A 286-nucleotide genomic window follows, 5' to 3' on the forward strand; every position below is an offset into this window, starting at 1 on the left:
TGGACATCATTCTGTTGACCGTTCTGCTGATAACGCCCAACCCGTTTGCCCAAGAGGTCGCGCCGGCCGCGATGCAGCTGCGCGAAGGCAGCTTCAAATTCCTGCTGATTTTCGTATGCCTTGGCGCGCTGACCCTTTCGACTCGACTGGCGCTCTATCTGGGCGCGCTCGCGGCCTTGACGTGGGCGATCGGGGTGGGATGGGTGATTGTTCATCCGGGTACCGTCATTCCGGCGACGAACCTCTATTCACTGCCGCTGACAGAGCGACTGAACCTCTATCTCAA

At 59.1% G+C, this 286-nt stretch carries 1 pseudogene; it reads left to right on the forward strand.

What is annotated here, in order from left to right:
* Positions 1-14: 14 nt before the first annotated feature.
* Positions 15-286: pseudogene (locus EN853_RS33650) on the forward strand (adenylate/guanylate cyclase domain-containing protein); the annotation flags it as partial.

It is taken from the genome of Mesorhizobium sp. M1C.F.Ca.ET.210.01.1.1 (assembly GCF_004791585.1).
GTDB lineage: Bacteria > Pseudomonadota > Alphaproteobacteria > Rhizobiales > Rhizobiaceae > Mesorhizobium.